This window comes from Shewanella sp. DC2-4 (assembly GCF_013248875.1).
GTDB lineage: Bacteria > Pseudomonadota > Gammaproteobacteria > Enterobacterales > Shewanellaceae > Shewanella > Shewanella oncorhynchi.
Genome location: NZ_JABRVR010000002.1, coordinates 945,391 through 965,318, shown reverse-complemented (window position 1 = coordinate 965,318; position 19,928 = coordinate 945,391). Strand labels below are relative to the sequence as shown.

18 protein-coding genes and 1 riboswitch are annotated in these 19,928 nt (G+C 45.9%); of the genes, 10 read left to right on the top strand and 8 right to left on the bottom strand.

The features are described 5' to 3' along the window. Positions 1–50: 50 nt before the first annotated feature. Positions 51–1,322, bottom strand: coding sequence for an amino acid permease (locus HQQ92_RS04905; protein WP_173248588.1), 1,272 nt, complete (start codon positions 1,320–1,322; stop codon positions 51–53). Positions 1,323–1,578: 256 nt separating this feature from the next. Here HQQ92_RS04905 and HQQ92_RS04900 point away from each other — a divergent pair, with 256 nt between their 5' ends. From HQQ92_RS04900 to HQQ92_RS04890, 3 genes are read left to right on the top strand one after another with little or no spacing between them, the layout of a single operon-like run. Beyond that, a complete protein-coding gene (locus tag HQQ92_RS04900) occupies positions 1,579–1,962 on the top strand; it encodes a RidA family protein (RefSeq protein WP_173243577.1) in 384 nt (127 codons plus the stop codon). Positions 1,963–1,986: 24 nt separating this feature from the next. Next, entirely contained in the window at positions 1,987–3,261 is a 1,275-nt protein-coding gene (locus HQQ92_RS04895) for a serine dehydratase subunit alpha family protein (protein ID WP_173243574.1), read from the top strand. 50 nt (positions 3,262–3,311) lie between these two features. Then, a complete protein-coding gene (locus HQQ92_RS04890) occupies positions 3,312–3,971 on the top strand; it encodes a transcriptional regulator (RefSeq protein WP_173243571.1) in 660 nt (219 codons plus the stop codon). 92 nt (positions 3,972–4,063) lie between these two features. On the opposite strand, the gene HQQ92_RS04885 is transcribed toward HQQ92_RS04890, so the two are convergent. Next, entirely contained in the window at positions 4,064–5,638 is a 1,575-nt protein-coding gene (locus tag HQQ92_RS04885; protein ID WP_173243569.1) for a hypothetical protein, read from the bottom strand. A gap of 237 nt (positions 5,639–5,875) precedes the next feature. Continuing rightward, the gene (locus tag HQQ92_RS04880) at positions 5,876–6,790 is read right to left on the bottom strand and encodes a DUF368 domain-containing protein (RefSeq protein ID WP_173243566.1); all 915 of its coding nucleotides are present in this window, start codon (positions 6,788–6,790) and stop codon (positions 5,876–5,878) included. Positions 6,791–7,014: 224 nt separating this feature from the next. On the opposite strand from HQQ92_RS04880, the gene HQQ92_RS04875 reads away from it, so the two are divergent. Further along, positions 7,015–7,515, top strand: coding sequence for a hotdog fold domain-containing protein (locus HQQ92_RS04875; protein WP_173243563.1), 501 nt, complete (start codon positions 7,015–7,017; stop codon positions 7,513–7,515). A 217-nt stretch (positions 7,516–7,732) separates the two neighbouring features. On the opposite strand, the gene xapA is transcribed toward HQQ92_RS04875, so the two are convergent. Further along, the gene (gene xapA / locus HQQ92_RS04870) at positions 7,733–8,560 is read right to left on the bottom strand and encodes a xanthosine phosphorylase (RefSeq protein WP_028761323.1); all 828 of its coding nucleotides are present in this window, start codon (positions 8,558–8,560) and stop codon (positions 7,733–7,735) included. Between the two features lie 136 nt (positions 8,561–8,696). Here xapA and HQQ92_RS04865 point away from each other — a divergent pair, with 136 nt between their 5' ends. The 4 genes from HQQ92_RS04865 (at position 8,697) to HQQ92_RS04850 (ending at position 12,073) form a co-directional block, all read left to right on the top strand. Beyond that, positions 8,697–9,614, top strand: a complete 918-nt coding sequence (locus HQQ92_RS04865) for a LysR family transcriptional regulator (RefSeq protein ID WP_173243560.1) — start codon at positions 8,697–8,699, stop codon at positions 9,612–9,614. Positions 9,615–9,679: 65 nt separating this feature from the next. Continuing rightward, positions 9,680–10,117, top strand: a complete 438-nt coding sequence (locus HQQ92_RS04860) for a nucleoside deaminase (protein WP_028761325.1) — start codon at positions 9,680–9,682, stop codon at positions 10,115–10,117. Between the two features lie 199 nt (positions 10,118–10,316). Beyond that, positions 10,317–11,501: a DUF418 domain-containing protein gene (locus tag HQQ92_RS04855; RefSeq protein ID WP_173248586.1), complete on the top strand. Its 1,185-nt coding sequence runs from the start codon at positions 10,317–10,319 to the stop codon at positions 11,499–11,501. A 50-nt stretch (positions 11,502–11,551) separates the two neighbouring features. Next, positions 11,552–12,073 carry a DUF1294 domain-containing protein gene (locus tag HQQ92_RS04850; protein ID WP_081729096.1) on the top strand — a complete coding sequence of 174 codons (522 nt, stop codon included), beginning with the start codon at positions 11,552–11,554 and terminating at the stop codon, positions 12,071–12,073. Positions 12,074–12,166: 93 nt separating this feature from the next. Here HQQ92_RS04850 and HQQ92_RS04845 read toward each other — a convergent pair whose 3' ends face one another. Further along, positions 12,167–12,781: a TetR/AcrR family transcriptional regulator gene (locus HQQ92_RS04845; protein ID WP_173243557.1), complete on the bottom strand. Its 615-nt coding sequence runs from the start codon at positions 12,779–12,781 to the stop codon at positions 12,167–12,169. A 276-nt stretch (positions 12,782–13,057) separates the two neighbouring features. Between HQQ92_RS04845 and HQQ92_RS04840 the strand changes: the two genes are divergently transcribed. Then, complete coding sequence (locus HQQ92_RS04840; RefSeq protein WP_173243554.1) at positions 13,058–13,537, top strand: HPP family protein; 480 nt, start codon at positions 13,058–13,060, stop codon at positions 13,535–13,537. An 80-nt stretch (positions 13,538–13,617) separates the two neighbouring features. Here HQQ92_RS04840 and HQQ92_RS04835 read toward each other — a convergent pair whose 3' ends face one another. Then, on the bottom strand, positions 13,618–14,973 hold the full coding sequence (locus HQQ92_RS04835; protein ID WP_173243551.1) for a short-chain fatty acid transporter: 1,356 nt from the start codon (positions 14,971–14,973) through the stop codon (positions 13,618–13,620). A gap of 250 nt (positions 14,974–15,223) precedes the next feature. Between HQQ92_RS04835 and HQQ92_RS04830 the strand changes: the two genes are divergently transcribed. Then, positions 15,224–15,694: an FKBP-type peptidyl-prolyl cis-trans isomerase gene (locus HQQ92_RS04830; RefSeq protein ID WP_028761331.1), complete on the top strand. Its 471-nt coding sequence runs from the start codon at positions 15,224–15,226 to the stop codon at positions 15,692–15,694. A 132-nt stretch (positions 15,695–15,826) separates the two neighbouring features. On the opposite strand, the gene HQQ92_RS04825 is transcribed toward HQQ92_RS04830, so the two are convergent. Beyond that, positions 15,827–18,433, bottom strand: coding sequence for a glycosyl hydrolase family 18 protein (locus tag HQQ92_RS04825; RefSeq protein WP_173243548.1), 2,607 nt, complete (start codon positions 18,431–18,433; stop codon positions 15,827–15,829). A 113-nt stretch (positions 18,434–18,546) separates the two neighbouring features. After that, a riboswitch (cyclic di-GMP riboswitch) is annotated at positions 18,547–18,635 on the bottom strand. A 350-nt stretch (positions 18,636–18,985) separates the two neighbouring features. Beyond that, on the bottom strand, positions 18,986–19,771 hold the full coding sequence (locus HQQ92_RS04820) for an ROK family protein (protein ID WP_028761333.1): 786 nt from the start codon (positions 19,769–19,771) through the stop codon (positions 18,986–18,988). Between the last annotated feature and the right edge of the window lie 157 nt (positions 19,772–19,928).

Here is a 19,928-nt window from a genome sequence, read left to right as displayed (position 1 = left end):
CCGGTTTTTTAATTCCTTAAAGCTTATCTTTTTGTACCACTTTATCCCTGTTAACTAAACGCTAAGAAGGGGGATACACACAGCAATAAGCCTGTGATAATAATGATATACAGCGACACACCCTTGTACTTATGTAATGCAGGTACTTGGTACACTAAATAAGCGGGTATCAAACAACCGACTAAACCAAAAATTGGACTACAAATCGACGTAAAGCTCAGCACTGGCGCATTCAACACAATCGCGCCCCAAGATAATAGAATGGTAAAAATCATGATGCCGTAACCAACAAGCTTTTTGTTGATACGATCTTCAGGCATATAACGGCGCAGCATGTTCATGGTCAATCCTTGGCAAGCTTCCCTAAAACCGAGATATACGCCAAAGTAAGCCGTCATCACCGCAAAAATATTCAAGGTTAAACTCAGCAATTTCAGTGTTTGTCCCTGCATACCTTGGGCAACCATAGCAAGAGCCGAGATATTTTCTTCCGATGCACGCACGGCCTGATCATGTCCCATTGCTAGGGTGAATGACACGGCATAAAAGAACACCACGACAAACAAGACGCCAAAGGCAATATTCATAGCGCGCATCGCTTTAAAGTGCGCTACCGCAAGGGATTTTTCCCGCGAACGGTATGAAATCACCATAGGGCTTAAACTTTGAATAAACAGAATCGATGTTAGCGTAAAGGGCAGCATAACGACCGCATCTTTTAACCAATCTCCCGTTGCTGGGATAGCGCCGATATTATTGATATCCCATTTATCCACCATCAATAACCCTAGCACGGCGACAACGCCCAACTTGGTCAGTACCATAAAAGTAGAGATCTTAAACAAAAGATTCTCACCGCGGGAGGCTAAAGCAACAAGACCGCAGATCAAGGCTAAACCATAGAAAGGATTTTCTGACAATAACGCTTTGGTGATCCCAAAACTTTGCAAAAATGAAGCACTGTCGTTTGTAATGGCCGTTGAATAAACAAACACCCAAATGACCAACATGATGAAATACAAACCACCCAACAACATACCCCAGTTTTTACCTAAGTAACCCGAAATCACACTCGGGTAATCCTTACATTCTGGAGATTCCGCTAAGGTATTGATAAACAACCGTTGGAACATATACATGGCAGGATAGCCAATAATGCCAGACAGTAAGAAAACCCATAACCCCATCAAACCGACCTGCACAGGCAAGAATACGATCCCCGCGCCAATCGCCATTCCGATACTCATGATAATCCAGCCCCAATCCGTACTATCGAAGCGGGTATCTGCTTTCCACTGTGCAGCAGTAATTGTTGCATCCATCATTTCACCTTTACCTATTTGGTATTATTTTGTGCAAATATATTTGAACAAAACAAACTCAGCAATCAAAATACTCAACTTTTGTTGAACAAAGAGTTAAAGCTCACAACTTGACTGAAAACGAGATAAATAGCGCACAAACCGCAGTGACAAATGAAACTCATTAAAAAATAATTGCAATAAAACATAAAAATACAAATAATGTTGCACATACGCCGACCTAGGCATTCAATTTTATTTGCAAGTTGGAGAGACAATGAAAACCATTATTCACGCAGAACGTGCTCCCGCGGCCATTGGCCCTTATTCCCATGGCACAGCCTATGGCAACCTCATTTTTACCTCTGGCCAACTCCCTGTTTGTAAAAAGAAAGGCAGCGTAGTTGACGGTGGGATTACTGAGCAATCGATTCAATCATTAGAGAATCTCAAATACGTGCTCGAAGCAGGTGGTGGCAGCTTAGAAACGATTCTTAAAACCACTTGTTATCTTGCAGAGATCAGTGACTTTGCCGCCTTTAACGAAGTGTATAAAACCTATTTTAAAACCGACTGCCCAGCTCGTAGCTGTTTTGCGGTGAAGGACCTTCCGCTGGGCGTTAAAGTAGAAGTTGAAGCGATAGCACACGTTAAAATCTAAGCATTAACATAAGGTTGTAAGCTCATGAAACCCCAATGGCAGCAGTATATTCAAATCATTAAACAAGTGGTTAAGCCCGCATTAGGCTGCACAGAGCCCATCGCCGCCGCTTACGCCGCCGCCGTCGCCCGCGCCTTGCTGGGTGTTGAACCCGATTCAATTGCAGTACAAGTGTCTGACAATCTTTATAAAAACTCTATGGGCGTGTTTGTGCCTGGCACAGGCAAAATCGGTCTGGCAATTGCCGCTGCAGCAGGCGCCATTGCGGGTAATCCGGATGCGGGCTTAGAAGTATTGGCCGTGATCACGCCAGAACAAGTCGCTAGAGCACAGGCCCTTATCGATGCGGGCAAGGTGACGGTTGAGCGCACCGAAACAGCAGAATTTATCTATTGTTGTGTCATCGCGAAAAAAGGCGACCGCGAAGCCCTAGTGAAAATCTGCGGCGGCCATACACTGATCGCCGAGAAGCGCCTCAACGGCGAATCCGTCTTCAGTGTCGATAGCACGCAAGCTAAAGCCACTGGTTCCATCTGTGAAGGCGTGGATATCACTATCGAGTCTATTTATCGCTTCGCCGAAGAAGTCCCCTTCAAAGAGATCAAATTCATTCTCGAAGCCTCTGAGCTAAACGGCAAATTATCCGATGAAGGCATGGCGAATCCCTATGGGCTTGAAGTCGGCCGCACCATGAAAAGCGGCATAGCCGCCGGCATTATTGGTGAAGACTTACTGAACAAAATTGTCATGTTAACTGCTGCAGCATCCGATGCTCGCATGGGCGGAGCGAACTTGCCCGCCATGAGCAATCTTGGTAGTGGTAATCAAGGCATAGCGGCAACAATCCCTGTGGTATTGACGGCACAATGCTATAAGGTTTCGGAAGAGAAACTTGCCCGCGCCTTGATTATGAGCCATCTAGGGGCGATTTATATCAAGTCCCATTACCCACCACTGTCGGCATTTTGTGGCAATACCGTCACCAGCGCAGCCGCTTCTATGGCCATGGTGTATTTAGCTGGTGGCTCATTCGAACAATCCTGTTTCGCGATTCAAAACGTGATCAGCGACAGCTCTGGCATGGTGTGTGACGGCGCTAAAGCGTCCTGCGCCATGAAGGTTAGCACTTCATCCAGTGCGGCCGTGCGCTCATTTTTGATGGCGCTCAGTAGTCACAATGTCTCAGGCCAAGGTATTATTGCTACCGATGTAGAGAAAACCATTAAAAACATTAGCAAAATGATCCTCAATGGCATGTCATCCACAGATGTCACTATTATCGATATTATGTCGGCATAATGATTTTAACCCGCTGAATATTGGCGGGTTAATAACTAAAGGTTGAAATTGTGAAACTGCAAGATTTAACGCAAAGTGATCTGGATATTCTGAAATCCATCGAAAATATCGTCGATGGCATCGCTGCCATGTATGGTCAACACACAGAAGTGGTATTGCACAGCCTAGATGCGAAACATCCGTCTGTGGTCAAAATTGCCAATGGCCATGTCACAGGCCGTGAAGTGGGTGCTCCAATAACCAACCTTGCCTTGCTCAAGCTCAAAACCGGTCAGGATATTTCCAACTCTTACCTGACTAAATGTGCTAATGGTAAGACGCTAAGATCAATTACGACGGTGATCCGTAACAGTAAAAATCAACCTATAGGGTTACTGTGTATTAACAGCGACATGGATGCACCACTGCAATCAGTACTGCGCACTATGATGCCAGAGCAACTCCTTAGCAGCGAACTGACCAGCTCGCCCGAAGTGTTTGCCCGCAATATTGATGAAGCGCTCCATAGCACTATCGACAGTGTGAACTATGAGGTTCGCGCGAATCCCGCGATTTCAACTTCACAAAAGAGTCGCGAAATCGTCAATCAACTCCACGAGTTAGGGATTTTCGAACTCAAGGACAGTGCCCAAGTAGCAGCAACTCGATTGGGGATTTCGGTGCATTCGATTTATCGCTATCTGCGGGAAATCAAAGCCAATCAAGCTTAAAGCAAGAAAAAACTCGCCTAAATAGAAAGGGCTAAGGTGTAAATAACCTTAGCCCTTTGGTTTTATTATTTTTGCACTTGTGATTGCGCTTGTTATTGCGCAGCTTGTCCGCTAAAGCCCATCATATTCCATGCCTGCACTGTGCCATCGGCCATTAAGGCAATGGCATCGAGCAAATTGCTGCGAATGTCGCGCATTTGGCTCAAATCAACGGCTTGTTTATCTAATGTTAACGCAGCCTCGCCTCCCATCCACACCGCAATCGAACCATCTTGGCGTTTAACCGTAAACCCTAAGCCAGTGGGGAAAATATCCGTTGCTTGGGTGATTTCAGTTTTGGGTCCAGAGTGGCCATCAACCACAGTGCCATCCTGTTTTAAAAAGGCAAACTCCCGCTCATAGGTCACCACTTTGCTCACCTGAGTGACTTCTTGATAACGTGGCTGCTTGTCTACCAAGTCCCAACCTTCCCAAGCAATAGCCGTATTATCCCTGCGTAGCGCGACAAACCCCTCCTCAAAGGGATAAACCTTGTGCACTTTTTGCAACTTATCCTGTAGGACTGATGTATCGGCACCATTGAATTTACTGCCCCATACGTGCAGTTGACGACTGATGGTTAGGGCGGCAAATGCGCCACGATTTGCATAAATATCAATCACTTTATTGGCGCGTTTTGTAGTAGATAAACGAGCTGGAAACGCGACGTGATACTCAGTCAATTCGCCCTCACCCCAGGTATATACGCTGCCATCCGCCAGCAGCGCCGCAAACCCATGATCCGTGTTGACAACTTTCACGGCAGGCGCTAATTGGCTGAGTTTTGCCAGTTGTTCGCGGCCTTTTTGATCATCGCTGCCACCGCCCCAAGACACTAATTTCCCTGTCGCAGTCCTCGCGGTAAAAGCATTATTGTTGGCATAGAGCAGATCGACATGGTTAAGCTCAGAGGCCACGTGGCGACTATCGCCACCATAAGCGGCATCGCCCCAAGTCACTACTGCTCCCCCCAGCTTTAAGGCAGCAAAGGCACCTTTATTAATCAACACAAAATCAATATTGGTCATCGCAGGCGCAGCATATTGACCCGAGAGCAGTTCGGCTGGTGTTGAATCCAGATTAGACCAACTGACTACACTACCATCTTGTTTGATGGCCGCATAAAGCCCTTCTGCCAACACAAAAGAACGAACGCCTGTCAGCACTTGCTTCATCCCCATCCCCCAAGGGATAAGTTTGTCATCACGGGTTAAGGCCGCAAAACCACAGGTATTCTCCGCCGCGTATAACTCTTTTACATTGACCAGAGGCTCTGCGGCATTATTGATATCGCCACCACATTCAGCATCGCCCCATGCCACCACAGTACCGTCTTGCTTGAGTGCCGCAAATGCACTGAGATTACTGTAGATTTGACTCACTTGGGCTAACTGGGCAGGCATAGGGATTTTGGTAGAATCGTCGACCACCTCAAGATTGCTCGGGATGGACGTTAATGAATTATTCGCGGTGGATGGTGATCTGTGAGCCAAGATCGTGTCAGAAATTTGCTGTTTTAATTCGGGCGATATATCAGAATCCTGTTTATCTATGAGTAAGTTAACCACATGACCCAAAGCAAAAATCGCCAGCGCTACACCGCCCCACGAGACCTGTTTTTTATCCACAAGTATATCCTTATCGTAACTGCAAACTCTCACTGAGTTTAAACTGGAACATAACGTCGACTGAGTACGCTAAATGTGAACTGTGATTGTAACCAAAACAGGGCTAAAATGACATTGCCCTAAAGTCGAAATAAAGTCGAAAGCTGGCCTGATTCAAGTAAGATAAGCATATGAGCAAAAAATAAAAGCAGCGTATCTCGCTGCTTTTATTGGATATGATGTTGAGGTAACAAAGGGCTAATCTCTTTTGCCCACTTTCTCTAACCCCCAAACCAGTGCAATCGCCGCTAACATACACACAATGGCTAACATCAGTTGTGAAGGCTGACCCGTTACTTGCTCAAAATTAAGCGGGGAAATATTTTGCTCCAGCAAAGGTACTTGTTCGCCGTGGGAGTTGGTCCGCCAAGTTAAGATTTCTTTCCATGGCCAAATTTTACCTAAGGTACCTAACATTAATCCGGTTAGAAACACGATAGTGGCATCATGGTATTTACGCAGCAGCGCCGACAATAAATGGCTGAACGTCAGTAATCCCATCACGGCACCAGCAGCAAAACAGGCCAAAATATCCAGCTGAATATTTTTAGCAGCAGCGAGGACCACAGGATATAAGCCTAACAATAATAAGATGAAACTGCCTGAAATTCCCGGCAATACCATAGCGCAAATCGCAATCGCGCCGCCGAAAAAGATATTCATGTAACTGGCTTCTACCGCGACCGGATTCAGCACAGTAATCGCCCATGCAGCCAGCACACCAAGCGCAAATAACCCTAAACGTGCTACAGTGAAACCACTCACTTGCTTAAGCATATGCACGACAGAGATAAGAATAAGCCCCAAAAAGAACGACCAGATCGGGATGGGATGTACCGCCAACAACCAAGAAATCAGCTTCGCAAAGGTAAAAATACTGGTCAGGATCCCCGCCAGCAGACTCACTAAAAAGCCACCATTAATATGGGCAAATGCCCCTTTTATGCCCTGCGACTTGATTACGCCCCAAAGGGAAGGATTAATGCGTTTTACACTATCGAGCAAAGTATCGAGAATACCGGTAATAAACGCTATGGTGCCGCCCGAAACGCCAGGCACAACATCAGCAGCGCCCATGGCCATTCCCTTAAAATACGTCAGCAAATATTTCACTGTGAGTCCTTGTAGTTAAATCAACATACCATTGCCGCTACACGACAAATTGGCCGCAATTATACGGTGTTACACTTAAAACCGCGAAATGAAGTTTACTTAATTAAGCCGACTGGTATTTGTTGTTATCCTAATGTTACACTCATCCGACCAGAGCAACCCAAGCTCAACTTGGAACAGGCTCAAAATAACAACACCCCTTTGCACCATTATTAAGGATAACCATGAGCCAGACAGACTCTTCTAGCACTGCAGAACAAAAATCTAATAAAGTGCTCGCGCTCTACCACAAAACTCGCCGTTATCCATTCGGCCAAAAACTGTTTTCAATCATGGTTGCACGCATGGCGCCCTATTTCGGCACCATCAAACCACTGATCACTGAATTACGCCTTAATCATTGCGCCTGTTTAATTAAAAAACGCCATGCCGTTCATAATCATATAAAAACTGTGCATGTGATTGCGATTTGTAATGGTCTAGAAATGGCCATGGGCGTGATGGCCGAAGCCTCTATTCCAAAACATTTACGTTGGATACCTAAGGGCATGAGTTTGGATTATACGGCTAAAGCAGGCAGCGATATTTTATGTGTCGCCGAAGTGACCCCAGAGCAATGGACTCCTGGCGATATGCTGGTCCCCGTTACCGCCTACGACACCCAAGGAGTGGTTGTTGTGAAAGGACATATCAAATTGTGGATTTCAGAAAAACCGCAAAAATAAACGATTTGAATCAAGACTTACACTTAATGTCAGCATTTAAAAAGGGAGCTTTTCTCCCTTTACTTTTTAACCTCCCGCCGTATTTCGCAAAAACATTCGGAGAACTGAATTGTACGGCGCCTTACTCACGTAAAAGTACGAACTTTTAAATCTGTTCTTTTAAATCCGAAATGCTTAAATACGAGCTATTAAAATAGCAGCCCAGTGATGCAAAATATTAAGCAAAATGGCTTGCAGTAAAACGCTCAATTAAACGGATAAAGTCGGCTTCAGCAAGCTTGGCACACTTTAAGGTTTGTTCATGGGATAACTGCACGTCCCCCAATCCTTCTGCCATATTGGTAATAGCGCACACAGCCAACACGGGCAAACCACAATGCGCCGCCGAAATCACTTCTGGCACCACGGACATTCCCACTACATCGCCACCGATGATTTGCATCATGCGGATTTCAGCCGCGGTTTCAAAACACGGGCCAGAGTAAGACACAAAGACCCCTTGATTCACTTCAATGCCTGCAGCTTTTGCGACACTTAAGGCTTCTGATCTCAGGTCTTTATCATAAGCATTGGCTAGGCTAAAAAAGCGTGGACCGTAGTTATCATCATTTGCGCCCGTCATGGGCGTACCCGGCATAGTATTAATGTGATCGCTGAAAATCACTAATGATCCCACGCCGATCCGCTCTGGCCGTAATGACCCCGCAGCGTTAGTCACGAGTAACAATTCACACCCTAAACGTTTGAAAGTACGCACAGGCGTCGTCATCACCTTCATGCTTTGATGCTCGTAAAAATGCCCGCGGCCTTTCATGCACACTATATCGATGCCATGTAAGCTGCCGAGCACGAGCTCTCCCGAGTGACCGACGACGGTACTCACAGGAAAACCGTCTAACTCTTCATAGGGGATCACCACTTTATTATCTAAATTATCGGCAAACGCGCCAAGCCCTGAGCCCAAAATCATAGCAGCGCGGGGAGAGAAATTCGGTTTACGGGCACGAATCGTCGCAAGGGCATTAATAACGGGATCATGGCTCATACAAGGTACCTCATAGCAAGGGAATGAAAGAGTAAGCGACCCTCAGTATAAGCGGGCTTAAGGTTGCAAATAATCGCGATTAATCGCACTATTGTGCTGATAAAAATGACAATAACTAGAAAATGGTGAGCCTAAGATGAGCAAGATAAACGCACCTGAACTCGTCACCTTGAAGATGCTGCGGTATTTCCATCGAGTGGCTGAAGTGAAAAACTTTACCGCTGCCGCCGAGCAACTGCATTTATCGAAATCTCCGCTGAGCGCACAAATCAAAGAGTTAGAATCGCTCCTTGGCGTTGAGCTGCTCACCCGCAGCACTCGTCAGGTCGAACTCACGCCCTATGGCCAATTGTTAAGAGAGAAGTGCGAACAAATATTCGAGCTGGTGAATACCTCATTGGAACAAGTGGCTCAGCTTGGGCGACTCGATAGAAACCATATTCGGATTGGCATCATGAGCTCGCTGTTTTGGATGGGATTTGGTGACATACTGAAAAGCTTTCGCAAGCAATGCCCTGATAATGAGCTGATATTTCAAGAATTATCACCTGAAACTCAAAAAGTCGCCTTAGCACATCAAGAAATCGATTTTGGCCTAGTGCGCTACGCCGACACCTTAAATTTGCCGCACCTTCTCGCCGAAACCATCACCAGCGAACCTATGGTGTTAGCACTGGCAAGTAAGCATCCCTTAGCCAGACGTAAAAGCATCGACTTGAGTGAACTCAAAGATGAGCCTTTTACCTTACTCAGCCGTGCCAATTCTGCCTCTAGCGATTTAATTATCGCCAGCTGTCAGGCCGCAGAATTTATGCCGCAATTAGTACAGGAAATGGTCGAGCCCAATAGCTTGATGGCTATCATCGCTGGCGATAACAGGGTATCCATAGTGCCGCAAAGTTATGCTTCACAACCTTGGCCTAGGGTAAAGTTTATTAAGTTAAAACAAACCATCTCCGCCGATATCTGCCTGATTTATCGGCCAGAAATGGCTTCGCTGCCAATTCTCGATAGCCTGAGGGACTTATTGAAGCAACAAATCAAAACCATTTAGATTGTCTCCCAAACGAGTGCTATGCTGAGTTCAATACTCAGGGTTCATATTTTAAGGATATCAAGATGGATGAATTTTTAGCGGCAGCCATTGAAGAAGCTAAGCAAGGACTCGCCGAGGGCGGCATCCCCATTGGTTCGGTATTAGTGATCGATGGCAAAATCGTCGGGCGCGGCCACAATAAACGGGTACAAAAAGGCAGTTCAGTACTGCATGCCGAAATGGATTGTCTCGAAAATGCCGGCCGATTTAGCGCCGCCGAGTACCAAAGGGCGACCTTGTATTCCACCCTATCGCCCTGCGATATGTGCAGCGGCGCAGTATTACTTTATGGCATACCAAAAGTCATCGTCGGTGAAAACGCTACCTTCCAAGGGCCTGAAGCCTATGTAAAATCCCGCGGTGTGGATGTCACTGTGGTCGATAATGCCGAGTGCAAACAATTGATGCAGGACTTTATCGCCAGTAATCCAACACTCTGGAACGAAGATATCGGCGAGTAATGGTTCGACAGTCTTCTCAATCCGTTTCTGCATTTTTGTATTTCACTTTTTACGTTGGCGCTAGTTCACTTTCTACCTTTCCTGTATTTTACTTTTTGTGTTGACTGTATTTCATTGGAGGCTAGCGCCTGCTAGGCTAGCCCTCCCAAATTCCAGTGAAAAGTGGAACATGTCTACTAGCGAAAGGAACTCAGCTAACGTGCCAGCCAACTTACCTAAAGACCCTTGGTCAAGATCAGACTCCACGCAGCCTGTTGTAATGACGATACCCGCACAGCGTAATGCCAACCTCGATGCTATTCGCGGCTTAGCCGTGTTGGGGATATTTTTTATGAATATCTATTTTATGGGCATTACTTTTTTTGGCTATGCGCCCCATGAAACACAGCCGCTGTCGGATCACATTATCAAAGTGTTCAGTAACTTTTTCATCGAGGCACGCTTTATCAGTCTGTTTTCCATCTTGTTTGGTGTCGGGCTTTTTATTCAATATCAGCGATTTAGCGCCAAAGGCCTAGAAGCTTATTCCCTACTGCGATCACGTTTAAAATGGTTAATTGTATTTGGCCTACTCCACGGCATTTTTATTTGGTCAGGTGATATTTTATTCACCTATGGCATCAGCGGATTTTTAGCTTTGTGTTACAAAGATTTAAGTGTTGAAGCCCTTAAGCGCAAAGCGAATATTTTTATTTTAAGCGCCTTAGTTATCATTACGCTGGTTAGCCTTACGGGCAGCGATGAACCTTTCACTCGAGAATCGAGTCTATTTGCAGAGCAATACAGTGCATGGACCTCTGGCTATGCCGACCAACTATTACTGCAATTGATGCAAGTTGGCTATATGGCACTGGTGATCCCTTTTACCATAATGTGGTTTACAGCTGGCTTGATGTTGCTCGGCATGGCCTTGTATCAACAGGGGACTTTTGAGCGGGGTTTTAGCAAATCGGTACTGGTAAAGTTAGTGCTAGCAAGCGTAACGCTATCACTGCTTGATACCATCTTAGGTTTAACGAAAAATACTATTCTCGTTGCGTTTTCAGATGTATTAATCATGCTAAGTGCTATTCCTATGGCGCTGATTTACATCCATATTATAGTTAAGGTTTGCCATAATAATCCTAATATACTGACTCCGTTGCAAAATGTAGGCAAACTCGCGTTTAGTCTCTATATTCTGCAATCCATCATTGGCGTGTTAGTGTTTAGACACTTAGCTCCCGAATTGCTATTGAGCTTAGATAGATGGGGATACATGGCCATGGCGCTGGTTTATTCAGTAGTGCAACTACTGTTAGCCAGCCTGTACTTACGCTATTTCAAGCAAGGGCCGCTGGAGAAACTGTGGCGCCACCTCACATTTAAAAAATACACGGCATAACAAGAACACAAGCAAGCTTAAAAACACTGACACGAGATTGATACCAGATAATGACGAACAAAAAAACTACTAAAACGGGCAACAGCGCTTCACCTCAAACCAATCGTCCGCAAAAGAGTCGAGCACAAAGCGGTCGCGCTCAGAACAGTCGCACAAAGAACAATCGCGCCCAAAGTAGCCGCACTCAAAAATCCAATACAGCCGCTTCAGGCTCAAGCCTTATGCCGCTGTTATTGGTGGTGATTTTTCTTGCTGGCTTAATCGGCGCAGCGCAGCAACATATGCTGCCAGTCGGGATTGCGGGCATGTACCTCACACTAAGCCTGCTCACCTTTATCGCCTATGCCATCGATAAATCCGCCGCTAAACGTAATAAATGGCGCACTAAAGAAAGCACATTACATCTGCTCGCCCTCATGGGCGGTTGGCCAGGCGCTCTATTTGCCCAAAACCTGTTAAGACACAAGTCCGTTAAAGCCTCATTTAGAAACGTCTTTTGGCTCACCGTTGTCGCTAACTTAGCCGTGCTGGGTTATGGCATAAAAACCGGCGCCGTAGATATGTTTATCTAATGCTCTTATTTAAGGGCTTTTATGTAAGAGCTTTTATACAAAGGCTTTTATATGAGGCGCCTTATCTAAGAATCGCTATCTAAGGGTGGCACTCTAAGCAGCATGAGTCGCGGCATCGATCAACTGCTCAACCACAGACAACGCCAACAGTGCTGATTGAGTGTCACCTTTTAATTGTGCCGACACTATCGCCCCCTCTTTGAGTAAACCTATTGCCGCAACGAGAAATTGGGTCTTGGCTTCTGGCAAACCCAATGCCGATACTTGCTGTTCAATTAAACTCGCCACTCGCTGTTTATGCAGGGCGCAGAGTTGGTGCACAGGATGACTCGGCTCAGTAAATTCGGCGCTGACATTGATAAAAAAACAGCCGCGAAACTCACAAAGTTGCGGCACTCTTTGATTAAACCAATCATCGAGCGCGATAAATAACCCACCAATGCCCTCTCGTCCCGCTGGCGATGCGTTCACTTGCTCGCTAAGCCATTGATAAAATACCTCATCACGATAGCAAACCACGGCTTCAACTAACTCATCTTTACTGGCAAAGTGGTGGTACAGGGTTTTTTTGGCGATCGCCGATTCCTGCAAAATCTGGTTAATCCCAACCCCATGCACACTTTGAAAATAAAACAGTTTAAATGCGGTAGTGACCAATTGCTGCCGTTTATCCGATGGCGTACCTGTCTGAATCTCAGTGCCCTGCATCAACTCATTCCTCTTCTTTGGTAAACATTCGTTAGCAAATCTTAGCTAACAAATATGAGTCCTATCTTCTCACGAGTAGACAAGTCAGTCTACTCGTGAGAATATTCATAGAGGCAGACAAATCTGTCTACTTTGATAACTAAATTAAGTTAATAGTGAAATCAAGAGTGAACACGGAACACCACAGCATATTAGCGGCGATGGTTTGCTGAACATTCACATCCACAATTCATTATCAAAATAATGGCTTAACACAAGCCATTAATGGGAGAAAAGATGCAAAGAATCAATCCACAGAATCTAAAGATGGCCTTGCTCGCAGGGTGTGGAGCCACGTTGTGTATCAGTAGTTTAGCGACGCTTGAACAGCTAACACCGCAAACCATTTGGTTGATGGCCCCCTTTGGTGCCACTATGGTGTTGTTGTTTGCCTTGCCAGAAAGTCCACTCGCTCAACCGAGAAACATTCTCTGCGGCCACTTACTCACGAGTTTGGTTGGACTGATCATTCTAAATACTTTAGGAGTCTCCCCGCTAGCCTTAGGGCTTGCGGTCGGATTGGGCATAGCGGTCATGATGTTAACTCATACTATGCATCCACCCGCGGGAGCGAATCCTCTGGTCGTTATGCTCACGGCGCAGCACTGGGATTTTCTGTATATGCCCGTCGCCAGTGGTGTTGCGCTCATTCTGGCTTTTGGTTGGCTGTATCACAACTTACTTTGCCGCCGGCAATACCCACAAAAGTGGTTTTAATCATTCATCGCCAATAAAAAAGGGCAATTTTAAATTGCCCTACACTTTCTCTAAAATGCAAAATTGGCTGTACTTTGCCTTTAGAACCAACTCAACGCGATACTGATAATCACGCCAGTGATCATCAATTGCATTAAACAAAAGCCCATAATATCCCGCGCTTTTAAGCCTGCAATCGCCAGCACGGGCAGTGCCCAGAAAGGTTGAATCAAGTTAGTCCACGCATCTCCCCAAGCAACGGCCATTGCGACCCGAGCGACATCAGCACCTAAAGCTTGTGCGGCGGGTAACATAATCGGCGCCTGCACGGCCCATTGGCCACCTCCCGATGGCACAAAAATATTCACAATTCCTGCACTGATAAAGCTCCAAAATGGCAGGCTCTCGGCGCTAGCGATGGCCACAAAACCTTCCGAAATACTTTGGGCTAAACCCGATTGCACCATCACAGCCATAATGCCCGCATAAAAGGGAAATTGGATAACAATCCCTGCGCCGCCCTTAATGGCCTCATTCAAGCTGGTTAATAAACTGCGTGGTGTTTGATGTAACAGTATGGCGAGGAATAAAAATAAGAAGTTCACTAAATTGAGGTTTAAGCTGCCGCCCTGCACCCAAAAGTAATAACCTAAATATACAAGCCCAGCGCCACCGACGCTCCAGCCGAGTAAACGACTATTTTCTAACTTATCCGCAGGACGGCTTTCAGGCTGACGCTCGCTCATATTTGCAGAGTTAAGCTCTAACGCCGAAGAATCAAGTTCAGCGTCTTTGTCATCAAGGGCGCTTGGGTCGACATAAACACTGTCTTTTTCTTCAGGCAACATAAAGCGATTCACTAAGGGCATGACCACAAACAGAATTGCCACTAACAATAAATTATAACTCGCGAAAATGGTGTCACTGGTGGGGATGATACCGATTTGCGATTCAGAGAAATGCCCCACCGTCGCTATGGTTAATGGGATCGAACCCGCAAGCCCACCATGCCAAACCACAAAGCCGGAATAGGCGCTGGCGACCAGCAATCGATAATCCACTTTCACTTTACGAGCTAAGGCTTTGGCAAATAACGCGCCCACCACTAGCCCAAAACCCCAGTTAATCCAACTGGCGGCCAGTGACACCAAAGTCACTAAAATAATGGCTTGTGGTGCCGACTTAGCCAATCCAGCAATGGCATCGAGCAGCTTTTTAATCGGCGGGGAGCTTGCCAACATAAATCCTGCCACCAGCACTAACAACATCTGCATCGAAAAACTTAACAGCGTCCAAAAGCCATCCCCCCAATAATTGATGACTTCCAGCGGGGTTTTATGTTCAGCGACCACAGCAGCAATTAATACGACTAAGGTAAGTAAAAGCACGAAAATATAAGGATCGGGTAGATATCGGTCGACGAGTTTGACCAGAGGTTTTGCCGCTTTGTTTAACATAGACTTTCCTTGTTTATTATCTGAACTAAAACGTCAACACGCCCTAGTTCTTATTTGTTTTTATTGAATTTTAATTGAGTCTTAAGCCAACAGATTAAGCGATCTCTAAAGCAGGATAAAGTCTTGAGGGAGTTTTTAACGGTTTGAACTGGTAGCACCAGATATCCCGCTCAACGCACACGCGAGTGCCGATAGCATCTGATGCTAAAAAACTGATAATATGGCAAAAATTAACTAAGGTGCTCTTTATATGAAAATGTTACTTGCCGTTGTGGTGATTGCTGGGGTGATTTTTTACTTCTTTACCTCAATGAACGGCCAAAAAGCCGCCCAAGAAAATATCCGTTTAGGCAATGAGTTTTTAACACAAAACAAAACCAAAGAAGGTGTGATCACCACAGCTTCAGGTTTGCAATATCAAGTATTAACTCAGGGCGATGGCACAGTTCATCCTAAAGCCAGCGATACAGTGACAGTCCATTATCATGGCACTTTGATTGACGGTACTGTGTTTGACAGTTCGGTTGATCGCGGCGAACCCATCGCATTTCCGCTTAATCGGGTGATTAAAGGTTGGACCGAGGGCGTACAACTTATGGTTGTTGGCGATAAAATGCGGTTTTTTATTCCCAGTGAACTCGCCTACGGTAACCGTAGCACGGGCAAGATTGGTGGTGGTTCTGTGTTAATTTTTGATGTGGAACTGCTTAAGATTGATTAAATCAGTCTTCAATGAGTCTGTCTTAACGCATTCGGCTGTATTCATAAAAAAACCTAACGCTTAATAAAGAAAAAAGCCCTGAATCTTCGCAGGGCTTTATTTTTTAACCAATAATATCAAAATTTTGGATAATTACTGGCAGGTTGCCGCGCCAATATCAACCCATACTGCTGCAACACCCGGTACATCACCTTTAGTCCAGTAACTCGCCTTCCAAACACGACCGTTATAGCGAGTAGTTTGACCACCGTTATACACCACACCCGCATCCCAACCGAGATCAACTTGGCTGAGTAGCTGCCATTGGTCTGCGGTGCGAGATGGCGTATTGCCCTGAGTCCAATACTTTGCTTTCCATACCAACTGACTATGACTCACAGTATTACCAGTGTTGTATACCACACTGGTTTGCCAAGCAGGGTAGTTACCAGCATTGGGATCGGTTGCATCGCATCCACCGCCGACCACTTTTGGCGTCACAGTCAGATTCGTCGATGCACTTGCATCTAAGGCACCATCGGAAACCAGCACGCTCAAACCATAGAGGGTCGCTTCGGTAACATTGGGGCCAGTAACGACTAACGTGGCACTATTTTGCCCGGTTGCCGACACGCCTGCGGGCACAGTCCAAGCGTAGGTTAAGGCATCACCATCTGCATCGGAGGCATTCGCCACTATACTGACGGTTTTACCCGCTTCAACTGTCGCAGTCGGAGCCAGAGTCACTACAGGTGCTTGATTAGGCGTATCAGCCTTGTTGGTCACTGTCACTGAATCTGTGGCAGATAACCCTTCAGGATCCGTGACTTTAAGGCTAAAACCATAGGCGACATCGGTTTGGGTTGCTCCCAGTTGAATAGTCGCATTCGCCATATCTGCATTCGCGATGGCAACACTTGGCCCAGAGACTTGAGTCCAGAGATAGCTTAAGGCAGCGTTTTCAGGATCGCGCGAACCGCTACCATTGAGCGTCACATCGACGGGACCGGTGACATTCACATCCGCGCCAGCATTGGCAATGGGCGCTTTATTCACTGGCGGAGTGGTGCCTTCACCATGGCCTAAACCTTCGTGCATGGCATTCAGAATGTCACCATTATCGGCATCAAGTTCCCACGCAAAGAGCCCACCAAGTTGATTAGAAAGCACATATTGCCCCTTGGCTTTAACTGAACGAGCATCATCGAAAGTGATTAAATCGCCAGTAGATGCCTTGAACAAAGATGGCGCCTCGGCTGTTTCGTCGTAACTGTAAGTCCAACCGCTTCCCATGTAATCGTTCACTATCTGACGATAATCCACCACACCAGCTTCCCAAGTACCTTTCACTTTGCCCGTTGCCGTCCCCGTGAAAGGATTATTACCACTGTAGCCATTAACACCTGTCCAGCCGCGGCCATACATAGCGGCACCGACCACAATTTTCCCTGGGGTCACACCTTGGCCTAACAGCGCATTAACGCCATTAGCTGTGGTGTAACGGGTATTGGGATCCCAACTCGCTTCATACAGATTGGTTTGATGGCCGAGTTCAGTATTAGTCCAACCACCATTAAAGTCGTAACTCATCAAGAAGATGTAATCCATGTACTGCTGAGCAGCCTGATAATCGACTTTTTGAATTTTATCGTCACCTGCGCTAATTGCAGAGGTCAGCTCATAGGTACGACCCGTTTCGGCGCTTAGTTCATCAAGCATCGCCCGCAGTTCACGCATCAGAGTCACATAGGTTTCACCGTCATTGGCATTACCTAAATTTGGGTTAGCGCCATTCCCCCCTGGAAATTCCCAGTCGATATCAACGCCATCGAAGAATTTCCATGTCTGTAGAAACTCTTTCACCGAAGCGACAAAGATATCGCGCTTGGTTTTATCACCGAAGAAAAAGAAGGGATCCGAGAGGGTCCAACCACCGACCGAAGGTAAAATCTTCAAATCTGGATGTGCTTGCTTAAGTGCCATCAATTGACCGAAGTTCCCTTTGTAAGGATCTGAATGCTCACTCACTCCCGCCTGCGGTATTTGAATCGCTGCCCAAGGATCGTGAATCGCAACTTTAAAATCACCACGACCACTACAGGCACGTTGCAACGCTTCGAAACTGCCTTCGATTTCTTTCAAGCTATCATTGATGCCATCACCACCACAAATTGGGGTAAAGCCATATAAAATATGGGTTAAGTTTTGCGCAGGTATCTTATCGACCGGGAATTTACGACCGTATACGCCCCATTCGACAAAGTAACCTCCCACCACTTTGCCTGATTTATTAGCATAGGGACGGTTGTTTTCTTTTAGGGGAGCATTGAGTGGCACTAAATGGCTGCCGTCGGTATCAGCCACGAGGATTTGTTTAGCATCGCTCGCCGTACAGCCATCGCTGTTACACAGTTGTACTTGCATCTGATAACGGCCGCCCTTGTTCACCTTAAAGTTAGCAGTTCCCGACGCGCCAGATGGGCCTTCCCAAACTACATTGCCGTTGAGTAACACTTGGGCTTTATTGCCCACATCGCCACTCCAAAGGTTCCAACTGACGGAGACATCGGCGGCATCTTTCACCGTAACTAATTGATTGTAAGCGGTAGCCGCTTGATTCACTTCAATAATAGCGAACTTAGTTTCGCCCCAACCTAAAGTCGGTTTACCGGGTGCCGCTGCAAAAACGCTGGCACTGATGGTAGATGCCAGCGCTGATGCCACTAGCAAGGCTGTTGTTGAAATTTGAGTCTTGAACATGAGATATCCCTATTGAATTTTTATATGAATCAATAAGGCAAACAAAGCGTAGACAGGAAACAGCACTCTCTTAAAACCATGCAAAACGACTGACAACTGCACGAAGAAAAACCTGTGGTATCCCCGCTATCATAGGTACAGACGAACCCTTAGACCGGAGGCTTTGCGTCCCAGTTTTTCAACTGGTTTGCCTTTTACACACAATGACAACGTTGTCATTGCAAATATCAGCATAAGCGTAAGCGCAATAAAATTGCAACAAAATATTATCAACTGTGTTATTGGCTAAAATCGTAAATAGAACTAGGCATCTGATAAGAAAGGAATTATGCAAATTAAACTATCGCTAATATTTACTTTGGATAATGAGGATTATCTGAATACTTTAAGAATAAAAAAACAGGACTCGATATGCCAAAGGCATCATAAGTCCTGCTTTATATTTCACAATTTACGTCGCTTATGCAGCTAAACCTCAATCACTAAACATTCATAGCGCAAACCATAGTCGAGCAATATTTATTATCTTTATGCGCGGGGTATTTATGATCCTTATGCGCGGGGATAGTCCCTTGCGAGCATCACAGATAAACCGCGGCAAACCAAGGTCTCCATATCATCGACACGATTGATTTTCATCTCAGCTAAGGGCGCGCTTAATGCCATTTGCTTTAAGCTTTCGAGACAGCCTTTGTAGTAAGGAGCGCTATTCATCATACCGCCAGCGAGCCAAATTCGATTGGGATTAAATAAATTAACCGCCCACGCTAATCCCATGCCGAGATAACTGCCAGCGCGATATAAATCATCCTGAGTGGAGATTTTGCGGCTGCGCACTGAATCGCCACTGGCCAGTTGCTCTAAACTAAACTCGCCAGATTCTGTCATCACGCGACAAGGCCCCAACTCCCCCGCCACGCCCGTCGCTCCCGTAAAGACTTGTCCATTAAAGGCAATAGACATACCGATCCCAGTGCCGCACATGACCAATAACTCACAGGCATATTTAGCATCACAAGTCGCTTGCATACCCGCATCGATATCGTTGCAGATAAACTTAAGCTCACCTTGGGTTTTGACTGTATCGAAGCTCAATCCATTGAGTCCAGGTAAAGATTTACAAGAAACCAAACGATTATTTTGTACCAGTCCAGGTACGGCAATCGCTAGTTGGTAATGCTGTAAATCATAATCACGTTCAAACGCCGCGATTTGATTATTTAACTCTTCAATTTTAAAACCTTCACCTGTGGGGATTTTATATTGTTCTGTATGTCCCGCGAGCTGAAGTTCGAACAGGGCTTTAGTACCGCCCACATCTATTGTTAGTATTTGCATCGCTTACTCCACTGATACATGTGCCCCACTCTGACCCCGAGTGGAGATGGCAAATGTTAGCATAGGGTCCAAATGTTAGCGATTGAATAAAACTTAAGTTGCTAATTTGTAAGGAACAAGTCCTAATTAAAACATGACCAACCTTTTATTTAATTCA

Bases quoted from the DNA above. Each gene is read 5' to 3' on its own strand.
- HQQ92_RS04905 (WP_173248588.1), bottom strand. From the start codon at position 1,322: ATGGATGCAACAATTACTGCTGCACAGTGGAAAGCAGATACCCGCTTC.
- HQQ92_RS04900 (WP_173243577.1), top strand. From the start codon at position 1,579: ATGAAAACCATTATTCACGCAGAACGTGCTCCCGCGGCCATTGGCCCT.
- HQQ92_RS04895 (WP_173243574.1), top strand. From the start codon at position 1,987: ATGAAACCCCAATGGCAGCAGTATATTCAAATCATTAAACAAGTGGTT.
- HQQ92_RS04875 (WP_173243563.1), top strand. From the start codon at position 7,015: ATGAGCCAGACAGACTCTTCTAGCACTGCAGAACAAAAATCTAATAAA.
- xapA (WP_028761323.1), bottom strand. From the start codon at position 8,560: ATGAGCCATGATCCCGTTATTAATGCCCTTGCGACGATTCGTGCCCGT.
- HQQ92_RS04865 (WP_173243560.1), top strand. From the start codon at position 8,697: ATGAGCAAGATAAACGCACCTGAACTCGTCACCTTGAAGATGCTGCGG.
- HQQ92_RS04860 (WP_028761325.1), top strand. From the start codon at position 9,680: ATGGATGAATTTTTAGCGGCAGCCATTGAAGAAGCTAAGCAAGGACTC.
- HQQ92_RS04850 (WP_081729096.1), top strand. From the start codon at position 11,552: ATGACGAACAAAAAAACTACTAAAACGGGCAACAGCGCTTCACCTCAA.
- HQQ92_RS04845 (WP_173243557.1), bottom strand. From the start codon at position 12,781: ATGCAGGGCACTGAGATTCAGACAGGTACGCCATCGGATAAACGGCAG.
- HQQ92_RS04840 (WP_173243554.1), top strand. From the start codon at position 13,058: ATGCAAAGAATCAATCCACAGAATCTAAAGATGGCCTTGCTCGCAGGG.
- HQQ92_RS04835 (WP_173243551.1), bottom strand. From the start codon at position 14,973: ATGTTAAACAAAGCGGCAAAACCTCTGGTCAAACTCGTCGACCGATAT.
- HQQ92_RS04830 (WP_028761331.1), top strand. From the start codon at position 15,224: ATGAAAATGTTACTTGCCGTTGTGGTGATTGCTGGGGTGATTTTTTAC.
- HQQ92_RS04825 (WP_173243548.1), bottom strand. From the start codon at position 18,433: ATGTTCAAGACTCAAATTTCAACAACAGCCTTGCTAGTGGCATCAGCG.
- HQQ92_RS04820 (WP_028761333.1), bottom strand. From the start codon at position 19,771: ATGCAAATACTAACAATAGATGTGGGCGGTACTAAAGCCCTGTTCGAA.